Source organism: Desulfobulbus alkaliphilus, from assembly GCF_016918545.1.
GTDB lineage: Bacteria > Desulfobacterota > Desulfobulbia > Desulfobulbales > Desulfobulbaceae > Desulfobulbus > Desulfobulbus alkaliphilus.
This window is the reverse complement of record NZ_JAFFQC010000030.1, coordinates 18,110-41,803: the sequence shown is the minus strand read 5'-3', so window position 1 is coordinate 41,803 and position 23,694 is coordinate 18,110. Positions and strand designations below refer to the sequence as shown.

Sequence of the window (23,694 nt, the reverse complement as noted above, 5' to 3'; positions counted from 1 at the left end):
CGCACCCTCACGATAACTGAGCCCCTGTTCCTTGATCTTCTCTGCCAACTCCGCTACCTGATCCCAATCGATTGGTTGTCTCATGCCTCGATCCTCCATGTTGAATGGGGGAGGCTGTGGGGGGATTAAATGGCGTTTTTGTCCGGAATAGCTTACCCTCTGCACTTACTGGCAGAAATATTAAATTTTATACCAGAGTGGCGCAAAAGAAAAAGAAAAAAAGAGAGCAGTAGCTACTGCTCTTTCAATAACAAAAATTAATAAAGTAAAATCAGGTTTATACGATTATAAAACTCAATTTCTCGACCCCCCGCAGACCGACGAAGAGAAAATTATAGAGAGCAAGAGAAAACATTCCGCACCACAGAAGCAGGAAATAAGGTCGGGCAAGAAGTTGGTGGATGTGCGCATAAAATACAGCACCCATGCCGACAATGGGCAGTAAATACCGCCCCTGCGCCTGAAAATCCATGGTCCAGGCATGATAAATGGCCACGGCAATCAAAGCCGAAGCACTGGTCAGGGTCACCGCCAGCAGGGAAACCCCCGGCCACCCTCCTCTGACTACAACAACGGCAAGAACGGAAACCAGGAGCAACAGGCCGGTGTAGCGCACATAATCATAATAATTAAAGGAACCTGATATCGAGGTGTAGCCGTAGACACCGAAGGCGGAACGAAACGTTTTCTCACCCCATCGCTCAATTCGCAAAAATCGTTCCAGCGTGACTCCCCGATCTCGCATGTGCAGGTAGATGTGTTTTCTTTCCAGCGGGGTTCTCGGATTATAGATTTCATTGGCAAGTTGCTCGCGCACCTCCAGCAATTTCTCCGATTTCCTGAAATCGTTGATATAGCTGTCAATCCCCCGTACCGTGCCGAACAGAGTCAGGCCGATAAGAGCTATGGCGGCCAATCGGGAAAAACTGAAACGATTGCAGGGCAGGGTCCCACAGCCGAAACGCCAGAAGATATACAAACCGACAAAAAGGAGGTAAAAATAAAAATTGATCTTCAGCAGCAGCAGAAATCCAAACAGCATGCCAAGTGCTGCAAGAGAGAGCGCGGAAGGTCCGCTGAATTTCTCAGCGGCAACAAGTCTGTTGAACTTGGAATCCGGACAGACCAACTGATGCGCAACCACCAGAATAATGAACAAGGCAAAGGCTTCCGAATTGACATAACTGAAAATATACCAGATCTGCGGGGAAAGCAGGACCGGAACCATCAACAACCGGAAATGATAGCTGTTCAACGTCATCACAAAGAGGGTAAAGAAGAGAGCCACATTGAAATAGCGCAACGCCAGGTAGCTGGGGATCTCAAAAGGCTGCAGCATTTTGGCAAACTTACCGGCAAAAAAATAGGCGATTTCGCCGGAGTGCAGCCGGGAGACGCCATAGCCGCTGTAACTGTCGAGGGTCGAGGGATCACCGATCCGGGGCGGAAAAACATGGTCCTGGAAATATTCACCGGCATGCACATGAAAAGGTTCATCGGGATGCTGGTTGTAAAGGCTCAAACTGGCCATGACAAGAATGAAAACAAAAACGACCAACGAACAGTAGGAAACAAAATGATACTCCTGAACAACCCGATGGAGCGCCCAGCACAGCAGAAAGACGACCAGGAAAATGCATGCGATGCGCAGGGTCTGATCGAGCAGGACCGGTGTTTTGCTTAACGTCGGCAGAGTGAAGAGCAGTTGCGGGTCTATGGTGGCGGGAACCACGGTCAATCCTTTTTCCGAAACCTCCACACTTTCAATACCCTCAATGATTTCAAGATGGGAAAGGGCCTCCGGTGTGTCCAGGACAATAGGCTCAAAACCATTCTGTCGGATGGTGAGCGACTTGAGGGTGACCGTGGACGGCCTTTCCGAGGTATCCACCCGCAGGGCAGCAATTCTGGCGATATTGGTCAGCCTGAAGGAATAATGTTCCTGGCGGGGGTCGATGACGATGGTGGCCACTCTTCGCTCTGTCCAGTTGCCGCCCTCCTTTTTCCAGTATATCTTGAAAATAGTCCTGCGTTCCGTCTCGAGATGGAGGTTGACCATGGCCTTGTTCTCGATCAAAACAAGGTAGAGGCAGGAAATGACAAAAGAAAAGAGAAGAGCAATAAGAACGAGTTTTTTATTCATGACACGAGTTGGGAGCAATAATGAAAGAAAAAATGGGGGGGGTGCAATCATCTCCTGATCCCCGGCGATGGTCAAGGACCTGAATCCGTGACGGCTGGACTCTTGTTTTAGATATATCTAGCTGTAATCAGGTTGTAATTGCAGCGTAATCCTTGAGAATAACCTTCACCAGCCGCCCTTCGGGGCGTCCATCCGCACGCCATCTTCATTGCCCGTAACCGTTCGATAAAGTTAACTTTAATCAAACGGTCATAGACAATAAAGCTGACGCACGGACGAACGCTCACGGATCCAGGGAACGGTTACGCCGCGCTTATTTTTTCCTGTGCCGCAGGCGTAGATACAAACGGGTCAGGCGATGTTCATACGGAATGAGCAGCCGGAAAAGCGGCCCTCCACAGCGATGCATGACGATCAGAATGAAAAGTTCACGCAATCGGGTCATGCCACCGAGATTACCCAGCGGTAACCACCGCTGCCGCAGATAGGTGCGGGCAATCCTGCCGATCTCGCCTGTTGCGACATCAAACCGCGAATTCATCATCCGTTTTCCCATACCTTACTCCCGCAAACGCTCTTTGATGGAGCGGAGAAAAAACCTCAGCCGCAACAGGGGATTCCACCGCAGGGCGGTCAACGATTGGTCCCAGAGGTGCCGTTGTCCTTTGACATATCGTGCCTTGGGCTGATGTCGGCCATGAAAATCGTCAAGATGGTGACGATGCCGGATCGTTCGGATTTCCTCCGCTTGAGGAAAGGCCAACCGACTGACCATCAGGTAATTCATCCAGGGTCGCTGCTCCCGCGGTTCATACCCCAGGACGGCAAGCGCCGCGGCCCAGCGGGAGGCGCCATCCAGGATCCCCTGCTGCAGGGGTTGAAAATAGGCGTCCTGTTCCTTTTCGGCCCCCCCGACCCTGTCGTCCTGCTCCCGGAATATCAGTTCGCAGCCCTGTTCGCTGAGGCGATACCCGTTCAGGGTGGGATGCGGGGCACGGCACGCCTCTTCGAACAGATCACGGGCGTACAGAAGCGTTGAGCCGGCCAGGTCGAAACGATCCCGGTCGTAGAGAATACCTTTGATCGTATTCTCCGGCCCGGTGGGAAAAGGATAGCCTCGGGTTGCCCCCAGCAGCAGGCCGGTGCAGCGGGGGGCATCGTCGCGATGCTTGATGGCCTCGTACAGAAAGCGCTGGATGGTCCCGAGCCAGCCAATATCCACCAGCGCCACCTCGGGAAATGAAAAAAAGCCCTGTTCTTCAAGGTACCTCTGCAAGGCTGCATTGGCCGGCGCGCACTGTCGTCTGACCTCGTCCTGGAAGCGGTCATCCTCGAGCATCTCGTTGAACCTGGCCCTGTGGTCAGGCTCATATCCTTCATGGTTTCCCGACAGGACCGTCTCCGGGGACAGAGTATACCGGGCGAGATGGTCACCGAATCCATCGACATCAAGGCTGAACACCCGACAAACATCCCGAAAGTCACGATTACCGATGGGCAGAAAGACGATATCAGCATTGGCCCGGGTCAACCCCTGCACGGCACAACTGGCTCCGGCAAGGGCCATGCGACTGACATAGAGATAGGAGGTCGCGGGGAGATCGGCCAGGGGAAAGAGCTGCGGAATGACCACCTTCCACAACCGTTCAAACAGCCAGCCCTCACGGGAAAAAAAGAAGAGACGGCGAATCCTGGCGTTGCAACACTCTTCGGCCACTCCCTGAATGAAATAAGTCAGCAGCGGAGCAAGGACGGTGTAGCCGTAAGTATACAGTGCTGATTGCTCTCTGTTCTCCTCTTCAAGGGGCAGGGCCATCTGCTGCACGGTCCGTCCTTTCCAGAAGGGCTGGCCCATGCCGTAATTATAATACCGCTTGACGACCGCTTTGCGGAATTTCTCGTTGCTGTCACGAAGGACCAACGAGGCGATGCCTTGTTCGCTGGGCCGCATCCCGTCGGAATGGGGATTGTCCCCCACGTGCAGCCAGCGGGTATACTCGAGATCATGCCGCTTGTGCAGCAACGGAAAAGCATGGCCCGAGGCTTTGGCCAAAAAGGTGTCTGCCGAGGAATAAACCGCCTCCACCTCCCCGAGGAATCCGGCGTGTTCGATCAATCGCCGCAGATGAGCTGCGGGCAGATAAATATCGGAAAGGACAAATATCCGCTTGCCAGCGGCCCGCAGCTGCCGTAACCATGCGACAAGGGCCGCCCGCGGCACCAGCATGGAATTTTCCACCGCCAGTTCATACGTGGTCACCTCCTCAAGCAAGGCCGCTCCATACTGCTCTCGGAAAATTTCCCGCAGCAGCGCCTCCATGAACACCGGATAACAGGCTTCATGATCTTCATAGTTCCGGCTGGTCTCCTGCCGCTGTTGCCGTTCGAGTTCATCGCGGCGCTTCTGCACCTTGGCCCAGGTCCAGGGCAATCCCTGGCCGGCCGCCTTGGCGGCGATGAATCGGGCCGTAGCCGGTTTGAGGAGATCGGGATCATGAATGCGCCGGATCAGCAGGGTATCAAAAAGATCAAAGGACACCGTGGTGCAATGCTCGGCAACCTTGTTTCCTGCCCGCAAGAGACTGTCAAGGGTGTAGAAGGTCTGCCATTTCATGATGCGATTGATTTCGTCGAATCAAAGAGGGGCAGGAACCTGGAAGCATTCCTTGGGATAATGATCATGTACTGTTTTCCTGAATCCGTGACGGCTGGACCCTTTTTTGGATATATCTTGCTGTAAACATGTTATATTTGCAACTAAACCCTTGAAAAAAACTTTCACCAGCCGCCCTTCGGGGCATTCGCTCACGGATACAAGGTTTTGGCATGTGCTCACCGGAAAAGCCGGGTAAACAAGGCGCGACACAAGCCCCTGGCCTGTTGCCTGATCCCTGGTTGCGGTTGCGGGTGCAGAGCGGCGCGGACTTGATGCAGTTCCTGTTCCAGTTCAACCAACCGCTCACTGCCGGCGGCGACCACGCCTTTGAGTTCTTCAGGAACCCTGGCCAGCATATATTTCCTGATCACCTCCTTGTCCTGCTCACGGCCGATGACAGCAGCTTCACTCAAGGTATTGCCGCTGTGTATACGATAGTAGAGGAGTCGCTGATCATGCAGGTAGACCACCTGTTCCGGAAAGGCGAGCATGACGCGGAAGATATAATCATAATCATGCAGATACCGCAGGGAACAGAACGCACCGACCCTGGCCACCGCCTCCCTGGTCAAAAAGAAATTGGAGGTGGTCACCATGAAATTACCTTTGAGAAAGGCTGTATAGAGATCACCACAGGAAAAATAGAAACCGCGGTTCTTGTGATGCCAGATATTCCAACCAAAATCAGGATCAGTGAAAACCTGCCCGTCATCATCGATGGGAATTACATCGGTAATCAAACAATGCGCCCCTGTTTCTTCCCTGGCCGCCAGCAATTTTTCCAACCGATCAGTGGTGTAGACATCATCGGAGTTGAGGATGGCCACATACTCACCACCAGCCAGGGAAAGCCCCCGGTTAATGGTGTTATAGGCATCCTGGTTTTCCTGATAGAGGTAGGTCAGGCGCGGATCGTCCACTGCCTTGATCACAGCCGCGGTGTTATCGGTCGAGCCATCGTCGATTATAATCAATTCCAGGTTGTCATGACTTTGCCGCAACACGCTTTCAATGGCCGCGCCAATAAACCGTTCATGATTATAGGCGGGAATGATGACCGAGACCTTGGGCTTCATGACGACCAAAGATATAGAAAAATAAGAATATGCATGGGGATGAGATGGTTGTGCTCTCCTTGCTCAAAAAAAACCGATTCCGTTATTCCAAAGCAGGCAGCCTTTTCCTGCCACCGGTGAATGCTGCCGCAAAAAGGAGCTACCCCTCAGCGACCTGTGCGGAACCATGCCGCGATAATGCCCGCCGCACCGCGCAACCGATAAAGCAGATATAGAAAAGAACCAGCGGATAGGCAGAATACATGGGGCGAGCAACCGGCCACAGGGTTATTTGTACAAAAGTGAGAATGGCGATTAAAGACACCAATCCCCCCAAAAGTACAAGGGAAAAAATACTTTCTGTTGAGCATTGTCGCCTTCTCAAGTCCCTCACTGCCAGAAAAAAATGTCCGAGGAGGGCACCCAGGAAAAGAACAGGAACAAAATATCCATAGCCCTTGCCAATATCGGCAAGCAAACGGACCTTCTCCTTTCTCAGCTTTTCGTAGTACTCCGGATACGCCTGGATGATCCTCCTGTCACTGGGAACAAGACGGTTGAGGGTGACATAGCGGTAATCATCCTCTACCTCGGGATTTCTATCGCTTCGAAAGTTTTTCACCAAGTGCACATCAAGTCGGAAATTGGTGAAGCCGACCGCCCGCCGAAAGTTTTCAAAAAAGGTTGGTATGATCAACGCGTTATAGGTCGCATGCCAGGGCGGCTGCAGCGAAGGCTTGCGGTCAAGACAGACAAGCGCCCCGCTTCTGCAGGCTTCAGCTATTTCCTCACCCACCCTTTGGTAATATGCAAGAGCTGTTGGCAGACTCTCCACGTAACCGGCAGCATTCACCATACTTCTGAAACTCCAAATAAAAAATGAAGGAGGCAGTTGTGATCGCTGCTCGCGCTCCCGTATCACCGGCTCAAGCTCACGCAGGGAGGGGCTGGCCGCAAGCGCTTTGTGTAAAACGTCCCTACTGACAGGCCGAAACCTCCTGAACTCCTCCGGTTCAATATTCATCAAACCGCCGTACGCGGCGACAAATTCCGGCGATTTCAATTCATTGATCATAAATTTGCCGTAATGGCGATAGTTGCCGTAGGCCAGCAAGACGGAGACCAGGGCAAAAATGACCGCGGGAAGAGCGATCAGCAGCACCCGCCTGCCCAGGGTATCACCCTCACCTTTCCTGGCAGTCATCATGACCATCACAGCGGTGAGCAGTACCGCGGGGAGCATCCAGATCCCTTCTTCCCTTGTGTACCAGAGCAAGACAAAGGAAATGCCAAAAAGGGACGACCAGGCCAGGGTCGTTCTCGTGTTCGCATGCAATCGGGAAATCAAGCCCAGCAGTGAGGCAAAAACAAGGAGCACCAGCGCAAGAGAAAAACCCTCGCGCAAGACCCTGCCCGGCAAGGGAAAATTGTAGAGAAAGGGGTTGAAGAGCAACAGGGCGAAACAGGCCATGAGCAGTGCCCGATGGACCACATAAGGGCGCAGAGCGTAGATGGCCACCACACAGGAAAAAGCGTAGAGAATTTGTTGTGCCAGGAGCAGGGGAATGGCCAGCAGGTGCGATAAGGCGATGAACAGAGGATAGACCGGTCCCTTGATCAGCGTGTAGTGATTATAGGGACCCAGCCACTCGCCGCTGAGCAGGTTTTTTGCCAGGATGATGAAAAGATAGTCGTCATGGGGTCTTCGCAGGGCCGGAACTTCAAAAACACTGACAAGCCACAGCCAGAGCAGGATCAGAACGAACATCCAGCCAACCAGCACCTTATCTTCGCCAATTGTTTTGCTCTGCGGGGTGACCTGGAGGTTGCCCGAGCGTAACAAAGGAATGTTCATGTCATCCCTGCACCGTCGGTGGCCAAAACCAGAACCTGGAACCCATTATTTCCCTTCCTTTTCCTCGTGATATGCATCTTCCGTATTGATAGCCCAGATATTGTCTTTTCCGGGGACTCCCTTTTTGATGTTTTCCACTGCGGTCATGGCCGTCAGCATGGAGTGATCGGCATTATTGTACCGATGCATGCCGTTTCTTCCCACCAGAAAGAGATTGTCGATGCTGTCGGTAAAGTGCCGTATGCGATCAAATCTGTCATAGGTGCCGAAATAGGCGGGATAGGTTTTTTCAACCCGCAACAGGGTCGCATCGAGGACATTGTCTTTTTCGATGATGTCAATCCGCACCAGCTCGTCTATGGCAAAGCGAATAAAGTCCGCGTCTTCCATCTCCCAGAGTTCATCGCCTTTATTGCAGAAATATTCCAAACCGATCCAGATGGTGTCTTTGTCCTGCACCATATAGGGACTCCAGTTGTTAAATATCTGCAACCGCCCCAACTTCACCTCTTTTTCCTGGATATAAATCCAGTTATCAGGGACTATATTGTTTAAACTCAAATAGTTGGTGTTATTTTTTAATTGAATCCTGTTTAAAAGCAGCCCGACGGTGATAAAATCTCTGTACATCAATCCATCCGCCAGTTTTTTCACCTCATCCGGCAAATGATCGCAGTCCATGGACGCAACGAGATCCTTTATCGGCATGGTTGAAATGAAAAAATCCGCTTCATATTCTCTGGTTACACCTCGCTCACCATCCAGGACGGTGGCGGTCTGGACGTTCTTGCCGTCCACCCGCATCCCGACCACCTGATGATCCATATGAATCTCACCGCCCATGGCAACAACCTGGCGGGCGACCTCCTCCCATAACTGGCCTGGCCCCAACTTGGGATAAAGAAATTGTTCGATCAATGAGGTCTCAGTCCCCTTCTGATCCAGGGAGCGATCCTTGACCAGGTTTTTTTTCAGGGCATGCTTGATGGTCTTGGTGATCGACAATCCCTTGATGCGCTGCGCACCCCAATCGGCAGGGATCTGATGACAAGGGACACCCCAGACTTTCTCGGTGTAATCCCGGAAAAAGGTCTCATACAGTTCACGTCCGAAACGATTGATGAGGAAGTCTTCCAGCGACTGTTCGTTCTTGATCGGAAAAAAACGCGCCCACAGATAGGTGCAGCCGATTTTAACAATGCGAATCGCCCCGAGGTTTCTGAATGTCGTCCATGTCAGGGTAATGGGATAATCAAAAAAACGCCGCAGGAAAAATATCCGTGAGAGCCGGCTGCGCAGGAGCATGACCAGATCTTTTTTTTCCGGGTCAGCGCCTGTCTTGGTGGATGCGAGGGGAAGAGAACGATTGAGCAGGAGATCGTCAATGGCCGGTTGTTCCTGCAGGGGCATGATATTGAGCCACCAGTTCATCACCCGGGAGGATTTGGAAAAAAAACGATGGCCGCCGATGTCGATTCTGTTGCCCTTATAGACCGCTGTTTTTGATATGCCGCCGATGTCCTGGGACATTTCAAAAATTATTGGTTGGATGTCGGTTGTTTTGAGCAGCTCGTACGCCGCGGTCAGGCCCGCTGGCCCCGCACCGATGATAATCGCTTTTTTTCGTTGCATGTTGCCTCTACAATGGAACTGGTTTTCCTGTGACTACAAAACACTCGCCTTTTCAAGGTAACGGTCAACAATCCTGTCGGCACCTGCTCCTAAGGAAACGTTCACCGAACACAAGGCATGATGCTACCGATCACGGGGTTTGTAACTGCTTGTTTTATAAAGCTCGGGTACTGTAAGCGGTCACAGGTGCCCCATATTTGTGCAGACGCGGTTGCCCGCTATAGCCCCCTTCTATGCGGGCAGCCGGGTTCGTGCAAAGATGGGGTACCTGTGATCGCTTACGGCATGATCGCTGCCCCTGGTACTCGCCGTAGGAGCCCACCCCTGTGGGCGAAATCCCATTCCTTTTCTCAGCAGCTTTATCGCCCACAGGGGTGGGCTCCTACAGAAACTCCGTACCCAATGAGCCACTGCTCACTGTTTATGCAGAGAACGGTCAGGAGCGGAAGAACCGGTCATGCCAGATAGCTACATTGAGCAAAGCCCAGAGAATGTGGTTGTGGTTATGCTTCATGCTGCTGTGTTCCTCGATGAGCCGGTCGATATAGGACATCTGCATGGTTTCCCGCAATACCGTGGAATCGTGGAGCCGTTCGACCATATATTCCTTCAGTTCACCACGGAGCAGGTGTTTCACCGGCAGGCTGTATCCCTGCTTACCGCGATGGACAATCTGTTTCGGCAGCAGTCCTTCCAGGGCGGAACGGAAGATATACTTGGTGGTCATTCGATTGAGCTTCCACGCTCCGGGCAATGAGGCCAGGAATTCGACCAGCACGTGATCGAGAAGGGGTACCCTGATTTCCAGCGACGAGGCCATGGACATCCGGTCTACTTTCATGAGCACGCTGTCGGTCATCATGAAGCGCATATCCAGATAGATCTCCCGGTTGACCTGATCGTCGGCATCACAGCGTTGATTGTACTCCCGCACCTGCCAGAAGGGATCATTGTTGACCAGAGAGCGGAACCCATCGGTGAACAAATCCCGCTCCAGGTCGGGATTGAGAAAATACTGCCACCGGAGATGCTGGCCGTCCTCAGGGAGATGAGCCCCTTCGACGAAGCGCTTGAGCATATTGATGGCCCCTTTTTTTTGTGGCTGGTCAGGCAGCATCGCGATCATCCGGCCAATGACCTGACGACGAATTGCAGTGGGAAGACGCCGAAACCAGGAATTTATACGGCTGGCCTTGAAGCGGTCATAACCGGCAAAACTCTCGTCAGCTCCCTCGCCCGACAAACAAACCGTCACATGCTCCCTTGCCTGCTTACAGAGCAGGTACAGGGGGACAGTGGACAGGTCGGTCATCGGTTCGTCGAGGTGATAGAGGGTCTCTTCCACATAGGCGGGCCTGAGGGAATCAAGCCGGAGCACGTGATGATCGGTCTGGCAGTGATCAGCCACAATCCGGGCGTAATCGAGTTCAGAAAAACTCTCGTCTTCGTAGCCGATGGTAAAGGTCTTCAACGGCCCGCTGATGTGCCGGCGCATAAGGGCGACGATACAGCTGGAATCGAGCCCGCCGGAGAGAAAAACACCCAGGGGCACATCCGAAACCAGATGGCTATGCACCGCCGAGTCCAGATGCTGGCGCAGTTGCTCCACCGCGTCCTCATAACGGGGGGTCTTGCCCGGGTGCTGGAAGGACAGATCCCAATACTGACGGACCGTGGCCTCGCCCTGTTCGAACAGGAGGAGATGCCCCGCTGCCAGCTTGTTGATGCCGGCGAACATGGTTTCCGGAGAAGGTACGAACTCAAAGCCGAGATAATCGTAAAGGGCCTGATGGTTGACCCGCCGCTCGAACATCGGGTCCTGGAGAATGGCCTTGATCTCGGAGGCAAAAATCAGGTTGTTGCCGCGGATCGCGTAATACAGCGGTTTGATACCGATCCGGTCCCGGGCCAGCAGCAGTCGTTTGGTGCGGAAATCATAGATGGCAAAGGCGAACATGCCGCGCAGACGGTTGATGACCTCGACCCCGAACTCCTCATAGCCATGGAGGATAACCTCGGAATCCGTATGACTGCGGAAAATGTGCCCCTTCCCCTCCAACTCCGAGCGCAGGTCCTGAAAATTATAGATCTCGCCGTTGAAGACCAGACAGATCGAACTGTCCTCGTTGAACATCGGCTGACAGCCGTTGGTGCTGAGGTCAATGATGGAAAGCCGGCGGAAGGCAAGCGACACCTCTTCACTGCAGTGCACGTCGTCCTGATCCGGTCCGCGGTGGACGAGCACCCCCGCCATTTTCCGCGCCAGAGCCTCATCATTCCAGGTAAAACCACAAATTCCGCACATATCCGATACTCCGGAATATTTTTTTTAATGCAACAGATAGACGCGGCAACCGCCGACCATGTCAATAGTCCGCAGGCCGCCGACGGATTGGAGGGCAGCCTTATCCGCCTGCCTTGAGCTTTACATAACTGCGCAGCAGAGTTTCTCTGACCGCGGCCATGGAAAAATGTTCCTGAATCACCCGCCGACCCGCCTGTCCACGTCGTCTGCCTTCCTCCCGGTCCACGGCAGCCTGCTCGATGGCCCTGGTAAACGCCTCGCTGCCTGGAGCGGCATAATACCCCGATTCCCCCAGCAGAGACCGGTTGTTGGTGGTATCGAAGCAGACCACCGGCAAGCCGGCAGCCATGTAATGCAGGATCTTGCCGCTGGCCTCCCCCGAGACCTCTTCCTTGGGATCAAGGGCGATATCAGCCATGGCCAGCCATGAGGCCAGTTCACCATAAGCGATTCGCCCGGCCAGATGCACCGAGCCCTGCAGTCCGTGTTCGCCGACAAAGGCTTCGGCCTCCTCCACCGGATAGCCAAGCAGAAGGAAGAACAGGTCATCCCGCCAATGCAGGGAGCGTATCGCCTCAAAAACATGCTGTGTTCCCTTGCCCGGCAGGAGGGAGCCGGCATAGACGACGACGCAGACATCATCGGCAACTCCCAGCCGGGCTCGACCTGTTCCAGGTCCCTGCTGGAAAAAGGAATCAGGGACGACATCGGGAAGGAGTTGAGTCCGCTGCTCGGCAACACGGAAGGTGGTGGTGAGCAGGTGACGGCTTTGCTCCGATGAGCAGAAGAAAAACCCGGGCAGACGACAGATCAATCTTTCCAGGCGGGTCACCGCGGCGGCCAGCAGACCGCGGCGGGCAATCGTCCCATAGCCGACCAGTTCACCGCTGAGACTTCCCTGCATATCCATGATCAGCGGCAGGCGCCGCCAGAAAAGACACCATTTGACGGCCCAACCGATGAGCGCCCCTTCGTGGAGATGCCCGTGCAGGATATCGGGGCGCTCCCGCCAGGTGGTTCGCAAAACCAGAACGAACAGGTAGGCATCGGCCACAAAACGGTACGGAGAAAAGCCGGCATCCAGCTTGGTGTAGCCGGGGATAGTCCAGGGACGACGGATATCTATCCCGGCGACATCCTCGCCGAGGGGATAGGTGCAGAGAATGATCCGGACATCGCTGTCGGCAAGAGCTTCGATCTCATTGCGGATGCGGATGTGGCAGCCTCGATCGGCAAAAAACGGGGTCGGGCCGATGTGGAGCACTTTCAAGGACATTGCTGCTCCCCCTGTTCAGGCAAAACGGTAACGCGCCTCAACCAGCGCAATCTGCCGCTGGCGCTCGGCCTCATCCCAATTGAGCAGGCCTGCCATGAGTTCGGCGCAACGCTGTACCGCAAGCGATCCGGGATGACCGATTGTCCCCAACCCGGTACGCCGGAATATCAGATCGTCAAGGGTCACGGCCATTTCCGCACCCACGGCATGCCTGATCTCGATATCAAGCACCTCGCGATCAGTGGCGGTCGGCTGAAGCAGGTCCAGCCGATGACCTTCAGCCACAAGTTCATGGACCGCGGCGCCGTGATTGGCGATCATGGCATCGAGTACCTGAGGCGACAGCTCCCGAGCATAGGCCTGATGGCACTGACCGCGGAACGCCTGGATATCGTTGATATCGCCTTCAAGAAGACGGGTCTTGCCGGTCAGGCACGGGGGACCCTGTTGCGCCAGCTTGCGCATGGCCAGATCAAGGCTGCGTTCAGCGACATGGCGGGCGGTGGTATATTTCGCCCCCAGGGCGGTGATGATGCCCTTGATGCCGTTGGCCCGCTCATGATCAATGATCTGGTACTCGCCTGTGCCCTGATAGGTATCGGTGCGGATATCACGGGCAATGAGGGGGTAGATGCCGCAGAACGCATAGCGGACGTCCTCCCGGGTGAGGTGGACCTCCGGCAGGGCGGTGTTGATATCCGCCAGGAACTCGGTAATGTCGGTCTCGTTGACCCGGACCCTGTCAAGATGATCGGTAAACGGGACGTTGGTGGTCCCGATCAATGAGCAACCGCGCCAGGGAATGATGAAAAAATGGCGGCCGCCCCGGGACACGAATCCCTCCGTCTTTTTCGCCGTGGTCATGGCCAGGGCATATTCCGGTTCAACCTGCCGGGTGATAAGATGCACTCCCTTGGAGAAACCGGTAAGACGCCGTTCAAGCCGCAATTCCGGCACCGAGTCGTTGATGGCCTGCACATGCGGGCCGGCCGCATTGATCGTCACCCGGGCCTGGATATCAAAACCGTCGCCACCGAGACGATCCGTCACCCGGGCACCGATCACCTGCCCCCGGTGGATCAGAAGCTCCTTGACCTCCAGGTAGTTGGCGACCTCGGCGCCCCGGTGAACGGCGCTCTTGATCACCGCCAGGGTCATTCGCTCGGAGTTGAACATGTGCGATTCCCAGAGGACCTGGGCACCTGTCAGCCCCTGACGGGAGGTGAGCAGTGGACAGACGGCACGGGCCTGCCCCGCGGGAAGAAAGGTCCGTTCGGGCGCTTTTTTTCCCGGGTCGTCGATCAGCCGATCGAGGCCGGCACTGCAGAGACCGTACAGGGTCATGGCCGCCTTCATGGCCGCCCTGCCTTTCATCAGTGAACCGGATTCGGTGGGCACCAGGAAGGGGATCCACCGGGTCATATGCGGAGCGATATGCTGAAAAATAGCGGTTTCCCGGTGGGATTCCCGCACCTTCCAGAATTGTCCCTTGGGCAGGTAACGGATACCACCATGGAGCAACTTCGAGGAGGCCGAGGAGGTGTAGGCACCAAAATCGCTCTTGTCGACCAGGGCCACCGAGAGTCCTCGCAGGACGGAATCAAGGGCCAGAAAAGCACCGGTAATGCCGCCGCCGATGACCAGCAGATCGAAGCGGCCGTCGGCCAGACGTTTCAGCTCTCTGTGCATACTCTTCTCGAAGACCAAGAAAGACCCGACTCAGTCAAGGTAGCCTTCCGCACGATACCATTCACCGGTACGCTTGAGGCCTTCGTCGAGACCGACCAGAGGACGGTACCCCAGATCCCTTTTCGCCTTTTCGATGCTGAAGGCCCGGTTCTGACGATACCAATCGACCCTGCGGGGAAAAATGGGCGGAGCGATTTTAAAGGGTTTGCAGACCTTTTCACAGATGTGGCCGGCAATCACCAGGGGCAGGACCGGGAAATGCGGCATCTTGACGGTGACGCCGAGAGCCTGGGCGATCTTTTTCACCAGGGTTTCGATCTCGACATATTCCTCGTCAGCGATCAGATAGGCTTCGCCGTCACCTTTTCCCGGCTCCATGGCAAGGAGCATCACGTCCACCAGGTTATCGATATAGAGGGGGTGATAGAGGGTCTTGCCGGACCCGAACATCGGAAAAAATCCCTTGCGCACCCGCTTGAAGATCATGAAGAAGCGCTCCGGATCACCGGGTCCGTAGATCGCCGCCGGCCGAAGGATGACTGCAGGCATGCCCTTGCGGTGGTATTCCAGAACCAACGGTTCGGCCTCGTACTTGGTGCGCTGATAGTAATCAGCCGGCCGAATCGGCGCGTTTTCATCGCCGGGAGGATGATCGACATTGCCGTGTACGCCGCAGGTGGAGGTGTAGATGAATTTTTTGACCCCGACCTTGAAGGCCGCTTCCAGCACATTGCGGGTGCCGCCGACATTGACCTCGTCGTAAAAACTGTTGGGTACATCCAGTTCCCGGAACGCGGCGGCGAGGTGGTGGACAATCTCAACCCCCTCCATGCACTGCTCCACCACCGCCCGGTCGACGACACTGCCGATGACCACTTTTGCCCCCCAGGAGCGTATTTCATCGGTCTTCAACCCTTCCCGATAATCGAGACTGACAACTTCATGGCCAAGATCGATCAAGCGCTTGACCAGCGCCTTGCCGGTAAAACCGGTACCGCCTGTGACGAGTATTTTCATAATGGGTCATATCCTTTATGGCCGGTCCTGCCTGCCGGCCGACGATGCGTGAAGGAAACAGGCAGAAATCGTTCCTTTCCGCCTCTGCAACCGAATGGGGACACCGATGTAACCGTTCACCTGATAACCGTTGAGCAGGTACTGAATGGTTACCGCCCCTTGTAGGAGCCCACCCCTGTGGGCGAATTCCCGTTCCTTTTCTCAGCAGCTTTATCGCCCACGGGGGCGGGCTCCTGCGGGAAGGACCCGGGAGTAACGACCAAACTCTCGTGCCTGGTGAACGGGTGCACACCGATGGGCTTCCCTCCGAACTGCTGAAAGCGTCCGTGCTCAAACCGCTGCCCGACAGATCGAGGCAGCTTGGTACCGCTGCTGATATACCGTTTTTTCTGATCATTTACAAGGCACAAGCGGTTTGTTGCCCTGCGAAGGATTTACTCCATCGACCCGGACCCGGCTGCCGTCAGTCTCCCTCACCCGCATACCACCGCAGGAAAGCCTCCCGGGACACACCTCGATCAACCAGCAGTTGACGATTGTAATACGGATCCCCCGCCCGCAGCAGCGCCCGCCAGCGCTGCTGGAGAAGATGGCGATCGGCATCCCCCGCTGTTTCAGCATCATCCCCCCGAGCTGGACCCATGCCGGTTGCCGTCACCGAGCACCAGGGGGTGAAGACGTTGGCCAGGTGCTGCGCATGGAGACGGAAACAGAGGTCGATCTGGGCAAAATCAAGCCCTGCAAACTGCTGGTCATACCCACCGAGGTCAAGGAAGGTGGACCGCCGGAGCAAACACATCTCCGCATCGACAGCAAGCACGTTCTGGGGACAATGGATGCCGTTGTGCTGCACGGAAACATCACGGACAAAAGAGGCCCAATACCAGGGCGAGGTATTGTTCACATCAGGGAGTGAACCCCGGTGCAGGTCAGTGTCCGGCTGTCGGTCGAGACGAACACCGATCATGCCGGCATCGGCAGCCTGACCGTATTCAAGCAGGGCATGCAGCCATGCGGATCCGCTTGGCCAGACCACCTCGCCAAGAAAGCAGAGATATTCACTGTCGGCCTGCCTGGCGGCCTGATTGCGCCAGAGCAAACGTTGCCTGCCGCCGCTGTGGAGGATCGCGCCCTGCTCATCCTGGGTACCCCCTTGTTCACCACTCCCCTCCGGGGCGAGAATCGCTGCTCCGGGCCACTGCCCGGCCAACTCGTTGCGCATCCATTCCCCGGTCGCCGCAGGCAGCGGCTGATCCAAAATGATGGTGACCGTGACATCGGCTGCAACTGTTGTCCCGGGTCGATAAAAAAACCGCAGTTCGGTTCCCGTCACCTTTGCCGTGATGCCTCTGCGCTCCATGGCCGCCTGGACCGCCCTGCGCCCGGCTTCATCGGCGTAATGCTTCTCCCCGTGGTTGATGCTGGTGGAGGTTTCATGGGCCCGCCAATGATAGAGCACCTGAGGAATATGGGTCACAGACCCGGCTTTTTCGGTGAGTTTGAGGGTAAGATCGTAATCCTGGGCACCGTTATAGGCCGAATCGAGTCCTCCGCAGGCGGTGAAGAGGGAACGACGGGTGACCAGCAGATGGGTGATGTAATTGTGATTGAGCAGCAGTTCCCGATTAAACCCCGGCTTGTAAAAGGTATCGAGATGGCGGCTTTCCATGTTGATCAGGTCTTCGTCGCTGTAGAGCACATCCGGGTCCCTGTCGTTTATTGCCAGGGCCACCTGGTACAGGGCTGCGGAATCCAGCTCATCGTCGTGATCGAGAAAGGCGAGATACTCACCCGTGGCCAGATCAGCCGCCGCATTGGTCGCGGCAGCGATCCCCTGGTTCTTTTCCAGAATGGCAATCCTGATGCGCTCATCCTGCCCGGCGAAGTCTTCCAGCAACCCGCGCACCCGGTCATCAACGCTGCCGTCATCCACCAGGCACAATTCCCAAAAAGGATAGGGTTGATACATGACCGAGTGCACGCAGCGCCGCAACAGCCAGGCATCGGTGTTAAAGACCGGGGTAAGGATGCTGATCACCGGCTTGCGCGCCAGAGCGGCGATCTCAGCACAGGGAATAGACCCCTGGCCCCTGCCGACCCGGAGATAATGGAGCAGGGGCGCCTCCTGGTCTGTTGCCGACAGATAATGCTCGCCATAATAGACCGGATCAAACAGCGGGTTGGGACGGTGCCCTTGGCGCAGACCCTGGTCAAGGTATGCAAGGAAGGCATTGAGGAGAAAAACATGGGCATCGAGGTAGGTCCGCCGGTAATATGCGGGATCAAACAACCGGTTAGGCCGGCACCCTTCCTCCGCTCCGTATTCGACATAATGCCGCAACGGTGATGGCCACGCATCGGCAACCGTGGGATTGGCCTCGAGATAAAAGACCATATCAAAAAAGGGAGACGGATTGAGCAGATCCCGCTTGCCCTTTTCGACGAAATAGGCGAGCGGATCGAGCCCGGAGGTCAGCACCTGGGGATAGGTACGGAGAAAAAAGGAGGTATAGAAGAGTGGATTGGGATTGAAGCCCTCCCGCCAATTGGCCAGATAATGAGCCAGGGGCGTCTGCCCGGGTTTGAGATGCTGCTGATAGACGGCCCGATAGGTGTCGGAAAAAAAAAGCGGCCCGGGACGGCAGCCCTCCCGCCAACCCGATTGGATATAATGCACCAAGGGGTTGCCTGCTACCGTCCCCATATAGGTCGTTCGGTACCAGTTGGTATCGAAATGGGGGTTGGGATCCCGCCCTTCCTGCCAGCCGCTCTCAAGATAATGAACAAGGGGATCAACTTCTGCCGGGTTGATATCCGGATTTCGACTGAGATAAAAAGAGGCATCGAACAGACCACTCCGGCGTACCAGACGGCAGGAAGGATCCAGGTATTTTTTTAACCGATGCCAGAGAAGCCGACAGATGCGACGCAAGCGCTTCGTCAGGGAGGGGGCGGGGATTTGATCCTTCACAATGGTCTCCATTTTATTGAAAGGGTTGCCCGCCCTGGCCGAAACCTTGGGGCTCTACTGGCCGAGGAGCAGCTCAATTACCTCATCAAGCGCTCTTATCGGTGTTGAAGGTGAGGCATGCCCTGACACTACCCATGTTTCAGCAGGGCCCCTTTTTCGTCCCACATAGCTCTTGCTTGCTCATTATTTTCGGATTATACATCTATCATTCTCGGAATTTGTATAAATAAAATCCGGATTATCTCTTGCGCATCTCAATGCATCATTTTCTGAAAATGTATTTTATTCGGCACCTTACCAAACGACTGACAGAACTCATCGAGGATTTTCGTATCGTCTATCTCACCGGTCCACGCCAAGCCGGAAAAAGTACGATTGCCAGGAAAATCGCGGCCGAAAACGGTATGGGCTATTACACCCTGGATGATGCCGCACTGCTTGCCTCCGCCCAAAACGACCCCCAGGGGTTGAAAAAGCAGCGACCCTCCACACTTCCAATTTTTTTGGTGGCCTGCTTGAAAACTTCGTTTTCACGGAATTGCTGAATCAACATACCAACTTAAAAACCTGGACCCACTTGACCCCTTACTGACCAGTGGGCAGGCGAAACTTCTTCCTTCAAGGGTAAATGACAACGCCAACCCGGTCAATATGGGCCAACAAAGCCGGGTTGTTGATGGTGGCGATCGCTTTCACATCAAATCTATACGGAAGAGGCAGCTCATCAAGATCCAAGGCCAGGGCCTCAAGGCGCAAATCACTTTGGATCCCTTCCACGGCAAGGTCAATATCGGAACTTGGCCTGGCTGTTCCCTTGGCCCGAGAGCCGAAAAGGACCACCCTGGCAATATCCGGATACCTGCGAAAGATCGACTGGATTTGGGCCAGTTCCTGCTGAGGTATTCCTCGTTCGTTCATGTTTCCATTTGCCGAGTAATAAACCAGTCATGCAGAGCATCCAATGCGGCCAGATATTCCTTATCAACGGCTCGCAGCACTTCCTTGAATTTTGAAAAATCATAGGTGTGGGCAAGCAGGTTCCGGTGCAGCATCATATTGATCCAGACCTGGCCATTTTCGATTATTCCAGCGGCAAAAGCTTCCTTGATCACATTGCGCGGCGTAACCGGAGTAATAACAACCCCATTTTCCTCGAGATAATCTTTCATTGTTTTCCACGCCAGCTCATAGGAATATGCAAATCGCTGAATAATTCCCTCTTGTTCCAGGTCGGAAAAATGTTCCAGCGGTCGGGTTTCAAGCGCCGAGCGAAGCAGGATGAACGCTCTGCTGAAATTGCGGAAACGCTGCTGCCATCTGATGTCTGTCATGTCGTGACCTTCCTATTTTCAGGAATAAGCACCCCACATCCAAAGATACCCGCGTGGGCAGGAAAAAAGACGCCTGCCCACCCTACCAATCTACCAATCCACTGGCATTATTGATTAAAATACAATAAACACCGATGTCCGGGTAGGGTGGGTAAACGGCCCTATCGTTTGCCCACGCGGATACAAATGATCTCTCTCAAAATGTGTGTTCCGCGCATTGCCCCGGGAAGCGCTCCTATCATCATTTCGGGTGAGGCACGAACCCCCAACAAAAAACAACAAGATCAAAGTTCTTCCAAGGCCGCCGGTACTTTTCCCGCCAGCCAACGACCATACTCGTCCGGATCAATCACATATTATCGACCTTGAGCCAGCAACCGGTCGAAATAAGCGATGGTGGGCGTCAATCCCTCACGCAGCGCGACCTTGGGCTCCCAGTTCAACGCCTGACGAGCCAGAGTGATATCCGGCTTACGCTGCAGAGGATCATCGTTGGGCAGAGGTGCATAGGTCAACTGCGAGGAGGAACCGGTCATATCGACAATGGTTTCCGCCAGTTCCCGGATGGTGAATTCTCCCGGATTGCCGGTGTTGACCGGACCCGTGACATCATCACCTGTTCCCATGAGCCGCACCAGGGCCTCGATCAGATCGTCCACATAGCAAAACGATCGGGTCTGGTTGCCGTCTCCGTAAATGGTGATGGCTTTATTCTGCAAGGCCTGGACAATGAAATTGGACACCACCCGGCCATCATTGGGATGCATCCGTGGGCCATAGGTATTAAATATCCTTGCCACCTTGATGCGCAGCTTATGCTGGCGGTGGTAATCAAAAAACAAGGTCTCAGCACACCGCTTACCTTCATCGTAACAGGACCGAATGCCAATGGGATTGACACGGCCCCAGTAGGATTCCGGCTGCGGATGCACCTGGGGATCGCCATAGACTTCGCTGGTGGAGGCCTGCAGGATCTTGGCCTTGACCCGCTTGGCCAACCCCAGCATGTTGATGGCTCCGTGCACACAGGTCTTGGTGGTCTGCACCGGATCAAACTGATAGTGGATCGGCGAGGCTGGGCAGGCCAGGTTATAGATCTCATCCACCTCCACATAGAGCGGAAAGGTGACGTCATGTCGAATCAGCTCAAAATGGGGATCCCCCATGAGATGGACAATATTATCCTTAGTGCCGGTGAAAAAATTGTCCAGACAGAGGACATCATTGCCTTCCAGAAGGAGCCGCTCGCACAGATGAGAACCGAGAAAGCCGCTGCCGCCGGTGACCAGAATTCGTTTTCTTGAATAATTCATTTCTGATAAAAGGGGATAAAAAGAAGAGATTATCTGGTGTGTCGGAAATTATGCCAAGACCAGGCAGAAGCAATAATAGTCTGCAGATCCGATCGTGCCGGCTGCCATTGTAAGAGCTGCCCGGCTTTGGCTGGATCAGCGATGAGCATGGGTGGATCCCCTGCTCGCCGTGCTTCATGAATAATTTTAACATCTTTTCCACTGACCCGCTGCACCTCCCGTAGTATATCAAGCACGGACACACCACAACCGGAACCCAGGTTGACAGCCTGACTGGTGGTGTCTTGCTGCAGAAATTCCACTGCCCTTATATGGGCATCGGCAAGATCTTCGACGTGGACATAATCCCGAACAGCAGACCCGTCCGGCGTTGGGTAATCGGTACCAAATACTTTGAATGTACCTGTTTTCCCCATGGCTGCATAAATGGCCAGGGGTATGACATGGGTCTCCGGCGTATGGTCTTCACCCAGCTCTCCGGCCAAATCGGCACCACTGGCATTGAAATAGCGAAGGCAAAACGATTTCAAACCATACGCTTGATCATAATCCTTGAGAATCTCTTCAATAATCAATTTACTTCGGCCATACGGGCTTATCGGCCGTTGCGGATGGCTTTCGGTAATCGGTAAGGACTCAGGCAATCCATAGGTGGCACAACTGCTGGAGAAAACAAAATGCCGGCAATTGTGCCTTCTCATGGCTTCAAGAACTGCAATGGTGCCACTGACATTATTCTGGTAATATTTACCCGGATCGACCATCGACTCACCGACATACGCATAGGCGGCGAAATGAATGACCGCGCTTGGTGCATACTGGGCAAACACCTGGTCCAGCAACGCAGCATCATTGATATCTCCGCGAACCAGCGGCCCCCATCTGACTGAGGACTCGTGGCCATATACAAAGTTATCCAAGGTCACGGGAAGATAACTGCGTCCCGACAACTCTTTGCAGGTGTGACTGCCTATAAACCCTGCCCCACCAGTGACAAGAATCGTTCTTCTCATATGTTTTTCCTATCACACCAATATTGACTAAGGAGAATTTTTTTCATTATTATTGAGGATTTTAAATTGTTCTATTTTTGCATTTCCTTCCCGCAAAGCCTCTTTACGAACCAGCTCAGAAATGTTCTGTTCTATTTTTTCTATAGCGGAGAGCAATTTAAAAATTAACAAAAAAACCATGAGAAACCCAGTAAGTACAACCGCATTAAAATTATCTACAATCCCTAGAACTCGACTGATATAATACGTTGCATTTGGATAAATCACTATGAAAGCCATCCCCCCCCAAACAGCAACTCGTACAAATAATTTCAACCACGTTTGTCCTGTTTCCCTGTTGATAAATTCTTTGATACCAATAAAAAGCATCACTGATGAAATACTAACAACAATAACCTGATACAGATAAATTTTTTCTAACATATTTTTCTTCTCACACGAATAAATTCCATACCATTCGATACAACGTCTTCAATCCGTTAACTAAACCTTGTTTTTGTGGTTTGCCCATTGAATACTCTGTATAACGAACTGTAATCGGAATTTCTTTGAAACGGAGACGATTGTTTTTCACTTCTCTTATCACTTTGCTGTCATATTCGTACTTATCAGCTTTGGTATCAATAATTTTTGCAGCATAATAGGAATAGGCCCGGAAACCGGACTGGCTGTCTGTAACCAGAATCCCATAAAACAACCAAGTGAAAAAATTTCCGATGTAATTGGCAATAACCTTGACCCGCGGCATTCCCTCGGAATTCATCATACGCGATCCCAAAACAACATCTGCCTCGCCCTTGATAATAGGTTCAACCAAACGGGGGATATCATTCGGATCGTGCTGCCCATCGCCATCTAAAGTTACCACGATGTCCACACCAATTCGGTTCGCTGCCATAACTCCGGTCTTAACCGCTGCTCCTTTGCCACGGTTAAGTCGATGACGCAAGACCAAAACCTTCTGATCTTTCAGGATCTCAAATGTATCATCGCTACTTCCATCATCAACAACTATGATAGAGTAAGCTCCCGAACCGGCAACCTCATCCACCACACTGGCAATAACCTCCCCCTCATTGTAGGCGGGAATAACCACCCCAATATTTACATCATTGTGTCTCACAATTCTATTATCCACACAACTATCAATAAAGATTAAAAAAATACTAATTCGTAAAAAATCCAAAAATCTCGGAAATTATTCGCTTCTCGCGCCATTTGGTGTGGATTTGATGTATAAAGGGATCAAATCCATAACAAATGACGAAGAACCAAAAAAATTGTAAATATACCACATCGCCAACAATGAAGCCACCGTGCAGTATGCTCAATGCAACTATCTGTTTTTCTGTTTATTTTATAAAAATAAGCCAATTTATTGATCAAACAGAGCAAAGAAAGTAAATATCATCACTTGGAGGACAAATGCAACACGCCA

Annotated in this window: 18 protein-coding genes; 1 reads left to right on the top strand and 17 read right to left on the bottom strand. The window is 53.6% G+C overall.

Going from position 1 to position 23,694, the window contains the following annotated elements:
- Positions 1–277 precede the first annotated feature (277 nt).
- The 11 genes from JWG43_RS14140 to JWG43_RS14090 all read right to left on the bottom strand — a co-directional run bounded on the left by JWG43_RS14140 (position 278) and on the right by JWG43_RS14090 (position 18,599).
- The gene (locus tag JWG43_RS14140) at positions 278–2,143 is read right to left on the bottom strand and encodes a hypothetical protein (protein WP_205243597.1); all 1,866 of its coding nucleotides are present in this window, start codon (positions 2,141–2,143) and stop codon (positions 278–280) included.
- Positions 2,144–2,456: 313 nt separating this feature from the next.
- Complete coding sequence (locus JWG43_RS14135) at positions 2,457–2,687, bottom strand: hypothetical protein (RefSeq protein WP_205243596.1); 231 nt, start codon at positions 2,685–2,687, stop codon at positions 2,457–2,459.
- A gap of 15 nt (positions 2,688–2,702) precedes the next feature.
- A complete protein-coding gene (locus JWG43_RS14130; RefSeq protein WP_205243595.1) occupies positions 2,703–4,757 on the bottom strand; it encodes an HAD family hydrolase in 2,055 nt (684 codons plus the stop codon).
- Between the two features lie 218 nt (positions 4,758–4,975).
- The gene (locus JWG43_RS14125) at positions 4,976–5,875 is read right to left on the bottom strand and encodes a glycosyltransferase family 2 protein (protein WP_205243594.1); all 900 of its coding nucleotides are present in this window, start codon (positions 5,873–5,875) and stop codon (positions 4,976–4,978) included.
- 139 nt (positions 5,876–6,014) lie between these two features.
- Entirely contained in the window at positions 6,015–7,709 is a 1,695-nt protein-coding gene (locus tag JWG43_RS14120; RefSeq protein WP_205243593.1) for a hypothetical protein, read from the bottom strand.
- Positions 7,710–7,754: 45 nt separating this feature from the next.
- On the bottom strand, positions 7,755–9,341 hold the full coding sequence (locus tag JWG43_RS14115) for an NAD(P)/FAD-dependent oxidoreductase (RefSeq protein WP_205243592.1): 1,587 nt from the start codon (positions 9,339–9,341) through the stop codon (positions 7,755–7,757).
- A 436-nt stretch (positions 9,342–9,777) separates the two neighbouring features.
- Positions 9,778–11,646: an asparagine synthase (glutamine-hydrolyzing) gene (gene asnB, locus JWG43_RS14110; RefSeq protein ID WP_205243591.1), complete on the bottom strand. Its 1,869-nt coding sequence runs from the start codon at positions 11,644–11,646 to the stop codon at positions 9,778–9,780.
- A 100-nt stretch (positions 11,647–11,746) separates the two neighbouring features.
- Positions 11,747–12,922, bottom strand: coding sequence for a glycosyltransferase (locus JWG43_RS14105; RefSeq protein ID WP_205243590.1), 1,176 nt, complete (start codon positions 12,920–12,922; stop codon positions 11,747–11,749).
- Positions 12,923–12,937: 15 nt separating this feature from the next.
- The gene (locus tag JWG43_RS14100; protein WP_205243589.1) at positions 12,938–14,611 is read right to left on the bottom strand and encodes a glycerol-3-phosphate dehydrogenase/oxidase; all 1,674 of its coding nucleotides are present in this window, start codon (positions 14,609–14,611) and stop codon (positions 12,938–12,940) included.
- 30 nt (positions 14,612–14,641) lie between these two features.
- The gene (locus JWG43_RS14095) at positions 14,642–15,628 is read right to left on the bottom strand and encodes an NAD-dependent epimerase/dehydratase family protein (RefSeq protein WP_205243588.1); all 987 of its coding nucleotides are present in this window, start codon (positions 15,626–15,628) and stop codon (positions 14,642–14,644) included.
- A 463-nt stretch (positions 15,629–16,091) separates the two neighbouring features.
- Positions 16,092–18,599 (bottom strand): glycosyltransferase, encoded by a 2,508-nt coding sequence (locus JWG43_RS14090; RefSeq protein ID WP_205243587.1) that lies wholly within the window; start codon positions 18,597–18,599, stop codon positions 16,092–16,094.
- Between the two features lie 245 nt (positions 18,600–18,844).
- On the opposite strand from JWG43_RS14090, the gene JWG43_RS14085 reads away from it, so the two are divergent.
- On the top strand, positions 18,845–19,144 hold the full coding sequence (locus JWG43_RS14085) for an AAA family ATPase (protein WP_205243586.1): 300 nt from the start codon (positions 18,845–18,847) through the stop codon (positions 19,142–19,144).
- A 73-nt stretch (positions 19,145–19,217) separates the two neighbouring features.
- Here the strand turns inward: JWG43_RS14085 and JWG43_RS14080 are convergent, their stop codons facing one another.
- The 6 genes from JWG43_RS14080 to JWG43_RS14055 all read right to left on the bottom strand — a co-directional run bounded on the left by JWG43_RS14080 (position 19,218) and on the right by JWG43_RS14055 (position 23,394).
- Entirely contained in the window at positions 19,218–19,517 is a 300-nt protein-coding gene (locus tag JWG43_RS14080) for a nucleotidyltransferase domain-containing protein (RefSeq protein WP_205243585.1), read from the bottom strand.
- Positions 19,514–19,930, bottom strand: a complete 417-nt coding sequence (locus JWG43_RS14075) for a nucleotidyltransferase substrate binding protein (RefSeq protein ID WP_205243584.1) — start codon at positions 19,928–19,930, stop codon at positions 19,514–19,516. The genes JWG43_RS14080 and JWG43_RS14075 overlap by 4 nt, the downstream gene beginning before the upstream one ends.
- A 356-nt stretch (positions 19,931–20,286) precedes the next feature.
- The gene (locus JWG43_RS14070; RefSeq protein WP_205243583.1) at positions 20,287–21,243 is read right to left on the bottom strand and encodes a UDP-glucuronic acid decarboxylase family protein; all 957 of its coding nucleotides are present in this window, start codon (positions 21,241–21,243) and stop codon (positions 20,287–20,289) included.
- A gap of 29 nt (positions 21,244–21,272) precedes the next feature.
- Entirely contained in the window at positions 21,273–22,256 is a 984-nt protein-coding gene (galE, locus tag JWG43_RS14065; RefSeq protein ID WP_205243582.1) for a UDP-glucose 4-epimerase GalE, read from the bottom strand.
- Positions 22,257–22,283: 27 nt separating this feature from the next.
- On the bottom strand, positions 22,284–22,679 hold the full coding sequence (locus JWG43_RS14060; RefSeq protein ID WP_205243581.1) for a DUF2304 domain-containing protein: 396 nt from the start codon (positions 22,677–22,679) through the stop codon (positions 22,284–22,286).
- 10 nt (positions 22,680–22,689) lie between these two features.
- Positions 22,690–23,394, bottom strand: coding sequence for a glycosyltransferase (locus tag JWG43_RS14055; protein ID WP_205243580.1), 705 nt, complete (start codon positions 23,392–23,394; stop codon positions 22,690–22,692).
- Positions 23,395–23,694: the final 300 nt, after the last annotated feature.

Coding starts and splice junctions, on each gene's coding strand:
- JWG43_RS14140 (WP_205243597.1), bottom strand. CDS start 2,143: ATGAATAAAAAACTCGTTCTTATTGCTCTTCTCTTTTCTTTTGTCATT.
- JWG43_RS14135 (WP_205243596.1), bottom strand. CDS start 2,687: ATGATGAATTCGCGGTTTGATGTCGCAACAGGCGAGATCGGCAGGATT.
- JWG43_RS14130 (WP_205243595.1), bottom strand. CDS start 4,757: ATGAAATGGCAGACCTTCTACACCCTTGACAGTCTCTTGCGGGCAGGA.
- JWG43_RS14125 (WP_205243594.1), bottom strand. CDS start 5,875: ATGAAGCCCAAGGTCTCGGTCATCATTCCCGCCTATAATCATGAACGG.
- JWG43_RS14120 (WP_205243593.1), bottom strand. CDS start 7,709: ATGAACATTCCTTTGTTACGCTCGGGCAACCTCCAGGTCACCCCGCAG.
- JWG43_RS14115 (WP_205243592.1), bottom strand. CDS start 9,341: ATGCAACGAAAAAAAGCGATTATCATCGGTGCGGGGCCAGCGGGCCTG.
- asnB (WP_205243591.1), bottom strand. CDS start 11,646: ATGTGCGGAATTTGTGGTTTTACCTGGAATGATGAGGCTCTGGCGCGG.
- JWG43_RS14105 (WP_205243590.1), bottom strand. CDS start 12,922: ATGTCCTTGAAAGTGCTCCACATCGGCCCGACCCCGTTTTTTGCCGAT.
- JWG43_RS14100 (WP_205243589.1), bottom strand. CDS start 14,611: ATGCACAGAGAGCTGAAACGTCTGGCCGACGGCCGCTTCGATCTGCTG.
- JWG43_RS14095 (WP_205243588.1), bottom strand. CDS start 15,628: ATGAAAATACTCGTCACAGGCGGTACCGGTTTTACCGGCAAGGCGCTG.
- JWG43_RS14080 (WP_205243585.1), bottom strand. CDS start 19,517: ATGAACGAACGAGGAATACCTCAGCAGGAACTGGCCCAAATCCAGTCG.
- JWG43_RS14075 (WP_205243584.1), bottom strand. CDS start 19,930: ATGACAGACATCAGATGGCAGCAGCGTTTCCGCAATTTCAGCAGAGCG.
- JWG43_RS14070 (WP_205243583.1), bottom strand. CDS start 21,243: ATGAATTATTCAAGAAAACGAATTCTGGTCACCGGCGGCAGCGGCTTT.
- galE (WP_205243582.1), bottom strand. CDS start 22,256: ATGAGAAGAACGATTCTTGTCACTGGTGGGGCAGGGTTTATAGGCAGT.
- JWG43_RS14060 (WP_205243581.1), bottom strand. CDS start 22,679: ATGTTAGAAAAAATTTATCTGTATCAGGTTATTGTTGTTAGTATTTCA.